Origin of the sequence: Vibrio sp. M250220 (assembly GCF_036533795.1) — a bacterium.
Taxonomy (GTDB): domain Bacteria; phylum Pseudomonadota; class Gammaproteobacteria; order Enterobacterales; family Vibrionaceae; genus Vibrio.
In genome coordinates, this window is sequence record NZ_JATABI010000008.1 from 80,357 (window position 1) to 88,357 (window position 8,001).

The following is an 8,001-nucleotide window of genomic DNA, read 5'->3' on the forward strand; positions in this document are numbered from 1 at the left end:
ATTAAATTATGTCAAGTACTGGTATTTATATTAATAATCTGTGCAAACAATATAAACAGGGACAAATAGAAACCTCTATTTTTAAGAATTTTGATTTAACGATTGAGGCGGGTGAGTTTTTGGCGATTATGGGGCCTTCAGGTTCCGGTAAAACAACCTTACTCAATCTTATTGGAGGGTTGGATGTACCTGACAAAGGGGTTGTACAAGTTGATGGGGTAGATCTAGCTCAGGCAACAAAGAAGCAGTTAGCCAAACTCCGTTCCCAATCTATTGGCTTTATTTTTCAATTCTACAATCTATTACCATTTTTAAGTGCTCAAGATAACATCGCACTCCCATTACAGCTCACCAAGTTGAGCCAGCAAGAAAAGATGAAACGGGTTGCGTTGGCGTTGGATATTGTTGGGCTAGCAGACAAAGCCAAATCCAGACCAAATCAGCTATCTGGCGGACAGGAACAACGTGTCGCGATTGCTCGTGCAATTGTTTCTGACCCAGCAATTTTATTATGTGATGAACCAACCGGAGATCTGGATCAGGTATCTGCTGATGAGGTTATGGATTTGCTCACAGCCCTAAATACTGAATATAACAAAACGATCATAGTTGTGACGCATGACCCACGGGTTGCTGAACGGGCTTCTCGTGTTATCCATTTCGATAAAGCCGAGCGTTACACACACATCCTAGAATCAGCTAAGTAATGGAGAATGAATAGCATGATTTTATTGATGAAATTAACCTGGCAATCAATGCTTAGGAACCCTATCCGGGCTTTACTGACAATTCTGACTGTTGCATTTGCATTTGCTATTTTTGGTATCGCAGGTGCGGTTGATAAAGCGTTTTCAGGCGGCCGAGATTTATCACAAACACAGCGTTTGATAACAAATCATAAGGTATCCATGGTGAATACAATGCCTATTCACTACGGCGATCAGATTGCTCAACTGAACGGTGTTGAAGCTGTGAGCCATGCTACTTGGTTTGGCGGATACTATCAAAACGAACGTAACCCAGTCACCGTTTTCGCAGTGGACAGCGCCAACTACCTAGACATATTTGATGAACTGATTTTTACCACGCAGCAAAAGCAACAATTTCTGGAAAACAAAATGGCAGCAGCAGTTGGTCGAGCCATGGCAGATGCACAAGGGTGGGCACTTGGCGATCGGGTGAAAATCAATTCCAACATCTGGAGAAACAAACAGAATACAATCGTTTGGGACTTTGAAATTCTTGCAATTTTCGAAGGACGGGACCCTTCTACAGAAACTAATTTGTTTCTCATTCACCATGATGGATTCGATGAAACGCGTAACTATGGCAACTATACCGCTGGATGGTTCTCGACCAAAGTTTCTCCTACCAACAAACAAGCTCAAATGGAAATTGCAGAAGCTATCGATCGTTTGTTTGCCAATTCTGAGTCTGAAACGAAAACCGTTACAGAACAGTCTTTTCTAGAATCTTATACGAGCCAGTATGCGGATATTGGATTGGTATTAACCGTAGTGATGGGAACGGTTGTTGTCATTCTTTTAGTTGTGTGTGCCTCGACGATTGCACAGTCAGCACGTGAGCGTCAACAAGGTTTTGCTGTCTTGATGGCGTTGGGCTTTAGTCCAAGCTGGATTGCAGTTTGGATTGCACTGGAATCATTTTATACCGTTGTTTTTGGGGCTGTGCTTGGTGGTATTTTGGCATGGTTATTTTCCTCTCAGCTCAAAGCGGTTTTCACCGAATTAATTCCAGAAATTGCTCTGGGGGGGGATGATCTACTCTTTGGTTTGATTGTCGCGACAGTGATAAGTCTGCTTTCAGCCATATTGCCGATGCTGGAAGTTTCTCGCGCATCAATTATTACAACCCTGAATCGGAGATAAAGCTATGTATTCGCAAATACCAACATTATTAACTATAGGGTTGCATAGTTTAAAGGCCCGATTATCTGGAACATTTGTCGCTGTTTTTTGCGTTGCTAGTGTGGTTTTTTTGTTTATTTCAGTTCTGTCAATGTTAGAAGGCTTTCGAGAAACAATGGAAAGAACCGGGCAGGAAGACGTGGCTATTGTAATGCGCTCTGGCGCTCTGTCTGAGGTGAATAGCGTATTGAACGTTTCAGATCTGCCCGCAATGCTTACCTATTCTGAGATTGAAATGAAAGACGGAAAAAAATTGGCATCAGGCCAGTTTTATCTCGTGGTAGAAATGGCCAAAAAGAATGGAGCTGTTGTAAATGTACCAATGCGAGGTATTGAGCTTACTGAGCCTGAACTACATCCGTCGTTTCAGCTTACCCATGGTCGAATGTTTAAACCAGGGACCACAGAAGTTGTCGTTGGGGCAGCGGCATCTAGTCAATTCGAAGGCTTACAGATTGGGGAGACTATGACCGTTCAAGGCATTGACTGGGTGGTTGTTGGTATCTTTGAAGACGGTGGTAATGTGTATGAGTCTGAAATCTGGTCTGATTTACACTTTATGCAAGCCGCTTTCAAGCATCAGGAAACATTGCAGTCTTTACGGGTAAAGCTGGTTTCTGATACTGCATTTGAGAGCTATTCATCAGCTCTGGAAAATGATCCTAGGTTTGATATTGAAGTTCAACGTGAAACCGATTATTACGCGTCCGGTGGTAGTGGTTTGATTACACTTGCTCAGAAAACAGTATACCCCATGGCTGTACTTATGATGATTGGTGCCATCTTTGCTGCACTTAATGCTATGTATGCGTCTGTATCCGCCCGGACGACGGAGATTGCCACACTTCGTGCTTTAGGTTTCGCGGATGGTGCTGTATCCATTGCCGTGTTATTAGAAGCTGTTTTGGTTGCATTATTTGGTGGGTTGATTGGAACGGTACTGGTTTTCCTTCTTGTTGATGGTTTCTTGTTTTCTACGATGAATGGTGAAGCATTCAGTCAGCTTGTTTTTCGTTTTACTTTGTCACCGCCACTCATTATGGAAGGTATGAGCATGGCACTTGTCATCGGTGTGGTTTCAGGTCTCTTCCCTGCTCTAGTTGTGATTTATACCCCTTTGAATCGAGCTTTACGTAAAGTGTAACCGCGTTTCTTTGGAAGATAACAGGAGGTACAAAATGAACGTTCAAAAGTTTGTCACAAACCCATGTGATATTGCAATAGTGGGCATGAGTGGTCGATTTCCTGGAGCTCGCTCTATAGAAGCTTTTTGGAAAGCGTTATTAGCAGGGGTTGAATTAACATCGCCGTCAATTGAAGAATATCAATCTATAGAAACTTCCGGTACGTCTGTTCGTCGTCGTATTAATCTAAACAATATGGTTCAAGATCCATTTAGTTTTGATGCCGCTTTTTTTGACATCTCACCATCCGAAGCAAAATTAATGGATCCACAGCATCGGTTGGCTCTGGAGTGTAGTTATGATGCGTTAACTCGAGCGAATATTGCCCATTTGTTGGCACCTAGTAACCAAGGTGATAAGGAGATACCGACGATTGGTTTATTTGCCAGCAAATATAGCAATACTTACCTGCTTGATAGAGTCTATCCAGCCATGATTATGCAAGGGGGAATGTCTGCGCTTCAGTCTCTAATTGGTAATGATAGCGATCACCTTGCACCATTTATTGCTTATAAGCTTGGTCTGCAAGGGCCAGTGATGTCGATTCAAAATGCTTGTTCTAGTTCCCTAGTGTCTGTGCATGTGGCATGTGATTCTTTAATATCCGGTCAGTGTGACGTTGCTTTAGTGACTTCATCAACCATAAGCATGTGGCAAAATGGAACATATGAAGTTGTAGAAGGCGCGCTCACATCCAGTGATGGGCATTGCAAGCCCTTCTCAGAAAATGCCGATGGTACCATTTATTCCAATGGTGTTTGCTCAGTGGTACTTAAGCGTATTCATGATGCAATTCATGATGGAAGTGAGATTTTATCGGTAATTCGCGGCTCGTCGATAAACAATGACGGAGTGAGCCGATTGGGTTACGCAGCCCCCTCTGTTGCTGGGCAAAAAGCGGTGATTGCTAAAGCTCAAGAAGTGGCTGCAGTCGATGGTGCGGATCTGAGTTTTATTGAATGCCACGGAACAGGCACAAGCTTAGGTGATAAGCTGGAGCTGCAGTCATTGAGTGAAGCCATTGGCAACTCGAATCAATCTTCTTCACCTTGCTATCTAAGTTCAGTCAAGGCCAATATTGGTCATCTTGGTGTTGCATCTGGCCTTGCTGGATTGATCAAAGCGAGCTTGGCGCTTGATCAGCGTAAATTACCTCCACAAATTAATTGCGCCAATCCCGTGCCTTTACTGGGAAGAGATGATTCCCAATTTAAGATCAATCCTGAAATCATCACCTTCGCAGAGGGAGAGCAAATATATGCAGGCGTAAGTTCTTTTGGACTTGGTGGAACAAATGCTCATGTTATTTTGTCGAATTGGTCGTCAGTTGGCATGAAAGCTGGGCATAAGGAATCTTTAGTTGATGAAACAATGATTCTCCCATTTAGTGCTCGGACTGAAACGGGGCTTGAACAGTTACTTGACGATACAGTTTTACGTCTTGAAATGTTGACTCCTCTTCAAGCACAGGATATTGCCCGCATACTTCACTTTTACCGTGAAGATCTGCCTTTTCGAGCTGCTGCAATCGTTCGACAAAGTCAGCCTTTTTGTTTTGGGGATGATCTCATGGCACAGATGGAAAAAGGGATATCCAAAACCAAACCACAGCTATATCTATTGTTCCCTGACTCAGAATCAACAACCTGTATGTTAAATTCAGAACTATTAGCAAGAAACGATGTTTATGTTCAAGCTGAGTCCTATTGGCGTCAACAACTTGGTATCACAACAAAAACCAAAGATAAGCTCTACATATTAGCGGAACAAATTACCAGGCAGTGTGCTATAGCTGAGGTTATATCCGCTAATGCTGGCAAAGTTTATGCCGTTACAGGGCATGGACTTGGTTTGATATCAGCAATGCTTTTTTCTCGAAAAATCTCAGGACAAGAAGGTATTTCTTTCATAAACGCACTAGATGCGGGACAAAGCTTATGTGACTTATATACAGAAATATCTTATGTTGTCGAACAAAATACATCTCCATCTAGCGATAACAAGATACAACTGATGCTATCCAAACCAGAGAGCAATCAAGAATATGCAGAACTGTATTTACCCGACCTGCTTAAAGCTGCGATCAACCCAGAAGCTGTGTTTATTGAAGTTGGTGCTCATGGAGAATTCACTGCACTACATAATGATTTTTCTATGTCAGGTCAACGCCTGGCTTTTCATGCTTTTTCAGAAGACCTTTCATTTGGGCTGAATAAGCTCCAAGCTTTTCTTTGGTGTCACGGGCTCTTTAGTTTGCAGTGTCCTGTGCCTCGACGTGGATATCGACCAGTTTTGCCTGTGCCAAGGTTAAATTCAAAGCACTTTGAAATGCCGAGCATTGATATGCGGGAAATGTCGCAATTGAAGACCAGTCCAGAACTGCCGGTCAGACAGCATTTACAACATCTCTGGCATGAGGTTTTTGGTGTAGAAGCCGCTGTAGATGATGACATTATTTTTGAATACGGGGCAACATCACTCACTATTGCTAGGTTTGTAGAAACTGTTCAGCGTGAACTGAATGTTCAAATAGAAATTGCAGATGTCTATGAAATGCCTTCATTCGCGCGCCAAATCAGTTTTATATCAAGTCGAAAAGGAGTTTAACATGAGGCTTATTAAGTTTTTTTTTTCTATCTCCCCATGCTGGCAGTGCTTGGTGCTTCAAATGTCGCTGGAAATACAACAAATGTTCCGTCTCGTGAAAAGATAGATGAACATCTCACTTTTTTAATGGCGCAAGGAGCAATTCCTGGACTGGCAGCTTATGTTTCCACTCCGGATGGAAGCTGGTTGTTTTACAAGGGAGAACAGGAGATTGACAGTGGCAAGGTTGTCAATTCAGAGACAGTGTTCGAAATTGGCTCAAATAGTAAAGCGTTTACAGGCACGCTGGCGGAACTTTTGATTGAGCGGGGTGTGCTTGATCCCAATAAAAATGTGAGTGCGTATGTTCCATGGTTTACCTTATCTTATAACGGCGTTGAACCCAAAATTCGGGATTTAATCCATCATACATCAGGCTTAGCATTTAAAACGATCAGGCACATTCAACAGTACGAAACAGCCGGTTTAGAGCCTATTATTCAGAACTTGATGGAAGATCGGTTGATAAATGAGCCTGGGCGGTTCTTTTCATACGCGACTGCTAATTATACGGTGTTAGCATTTGTGATAGAGCAGATTACAGGCCGGAAATTTTCTGAACTGGTCAAAAAAGAAATTCTGCAACCTATGTCGTTATCGCATACCTGGGTATCAAATGAGGATTTTGTTCCAGAAATGAAAAGTGACGGACATAAAATCAGATATGGACAAGCATTGCCAGTTGAGGCTCCTATCTATTGGGAGCATGCTGCCGGAGGGTATATGCATTCGACACTTCCAGATATGATCCAGTGGACGAAAGCTGTTCAATTAGCCGCTGTGGCTTCTGATTCAGAACTGTATCGAGCAATTAATAAATCTCTACAGCCAGACCAAAGTGTTGCGCCCTCTTCAATCTATGGTTCATTTTACGGCGCTGGTTGGTTTGTATTTCAAACCTGGGGAACTGAATATTATCATTCAGGAACTAATCCAACGTTTTCCTCTTGTGTTGATTTATTGCCTGATTCGAAAACTTCAATTGTCGTGTTGGCTAATTTGAACTCCAACTTAGTGAATGAAAGCTGTCGTTCAATCTTGTTTTATCTCAAAACAGGTTACTTTGGCGAGAGCAATGCATCACTGCGTCAGATCGATCGTTATGCGATGGGGCTATCTGCACTATCTTTGGTCATTATTGTGATCGGTTTATTGATAGGTACTTACCGTTTAACCAGAATCATGAAGGAAAAATATAAACCATCTCGAATTGACCTTGTTAAAGGTGGATTTGCTTTGGTGCTTTGGATGGGGTTTGCGACAGCTATTGTCACAGTATTACCTTCGGTGATGTTCTATATGTTACCACTATCTGTGTTGATTGAATGGGGGCCTCAAAGCATCGAGCAAACAATTATTTTGTGTTGGAGTGCAATGGTGCTGATTGCACTGGTTCGTTTTATGAAAATCTGGCGTTCGCCACTTTCTAAACAGGTAAGTAATTATGAGTACAATTGATCTTTTTTGTCTTCCATATTCAGGTAGCTCAGCCACAATTTTTTATAAATGGCGCCGTATTCTTGCTGATGACATTCATCTGAGGCCGCTGGAATTAGCTGGTCGTGGTACACGTATGCGTGAGCCACTTTATAACAGTGTAGAAGAAGCTGTTTCTGATCTGTATGAGAAGTTTTTAAGTGAATACCAGTCGCAAGAATATGCTATATTTGGTCATTCTGTAGGTGGACTTTTGGCATATGAACTAGCTCATAAAATTATTGAGAAGGGGGACGTTAAAGCACCTGCACATCTGATTTTTTCAGCGTGCCGTCCTCCTCATTTACCGAATGAACAGAAAGTAATTCACTCTTTGCCAAATGAAAAATTTATGGAGAGGATTTTTGCCTTGGGCGGTACATCATTTGATGTACTGGCGACCCCATCTCTGGCAGAGATGTTTATTCCGATCATTCGTGCAGACTATCGGTTGTATGAAACCTACACCTATAGGCAGAAGAAATACAAGATTCCATGTCCGATCACGGTGTTAGCGGGTGCTCGTGATAAATTGGCCCTCCCTGAGAGTTTAATGCAATGGAAGAAGCATGCAGGAAATTCTGACTTCCATCAAAGAGTCTTTCAGAACGCAGGCCATTTTTTTATTTTCAGCCCTAAACCACCTACTTCAGTAGGTGGTTATCATCCGTTTCGGCTTTGCCTGTAAAACTACTCATGCTAAATGCGTCTTTGATTTTTCCAGAAGTCAAAGAGGACAAATAACATGAGTAGATACAATCAAGCTT

The 8,001-nt window shown here is 42.3% G+C and carries 6 protein-coding genes; all 6 read left to right on the forward strand.

Going from position 1 to position 8,001, the window contains the following annotated elements; genetic code table 11:
- The first annotated feature begins 8 nt into the window (after nt 1-8).
- Genes QTN94_RS05245 through QTN94_RS05270 form a run of 6 tightly spaced genes read left to right on the forward strand, consistent with a single transcriptional unit; the run spans nt 9 to nt 7,922 of the window.
- A complete protein-coding gene (locus QTN94_RS05245; RefSeq protein ID WP_101904092.1) occupies nt 9-707 on the forward strand; it encodes an ABC transporter ATP-binding protein in 699 nt (232 codons plus the stop codon).
- A 15-nt stretch (nt 708-722) separates the two neighbouring features.
- A complete protein-coding gene (locus QTN94_RS05250; RefSeq protein WP_331427130.1) occupies nt 723-1,889 on the forward strand; it encodes an ABC transporter permease in 1,167 nt (388 codons plus the stop codon).
- A 4-nt stretch (nt 1,890-1,893) separates the two neighbouring features.
- Nucleotides 1,894-3,072: an ABC transporter permease gene (locus tag QTN94_RS05255; RefSeq protein WP_101904090.1), complete on the forward strand. Its 1,179-nt coding sequence runs from the start codon at nt 1,894-1,896 to the stop codon at nt 3,070-3,072.
- 34 nt (nt 3,073-3,106) lie between these two features.
- Entirely contained in the window at nt 3,107-5,719 is a 2,613-nt protein-coding gene (locus tag QTN94_RS05260) for a beta-ketoacyl synthase N-terminal-like domain-containing protein (RefSeq protein WP_331427131.1), read from the forward strand.
- 36 nt (nt 5,720-5,755) lie between these two features.
- Nucleotides 5,756-7,216, forward strand: a complete 1,461-nt coding sequence (locus QTN94_RS05265) for a serine hydrolase domain-containing protein (protein ID WP_331427132.1) — start codon at nt 5,756-5,758, stop codon at nt 7,214-7,216.
- Complete coding sequence (locus QTN94_RS05270) at nt 7,203-7,922, forward strand: thioesterase II family protein (RefSeq protein WP_331427133.1); 720 nt, start codon at nt 7,203-7,205, stop codon at nt 7,920-7,922. The genes QTN94_RS05265 and QTN94_RS05270 overlap by 14 nt, the downstream gene beginning before the upstream one ends.
- The last annotated feature ends 79 nt before the right edge of the window (nt 7,923-8,001 follow it).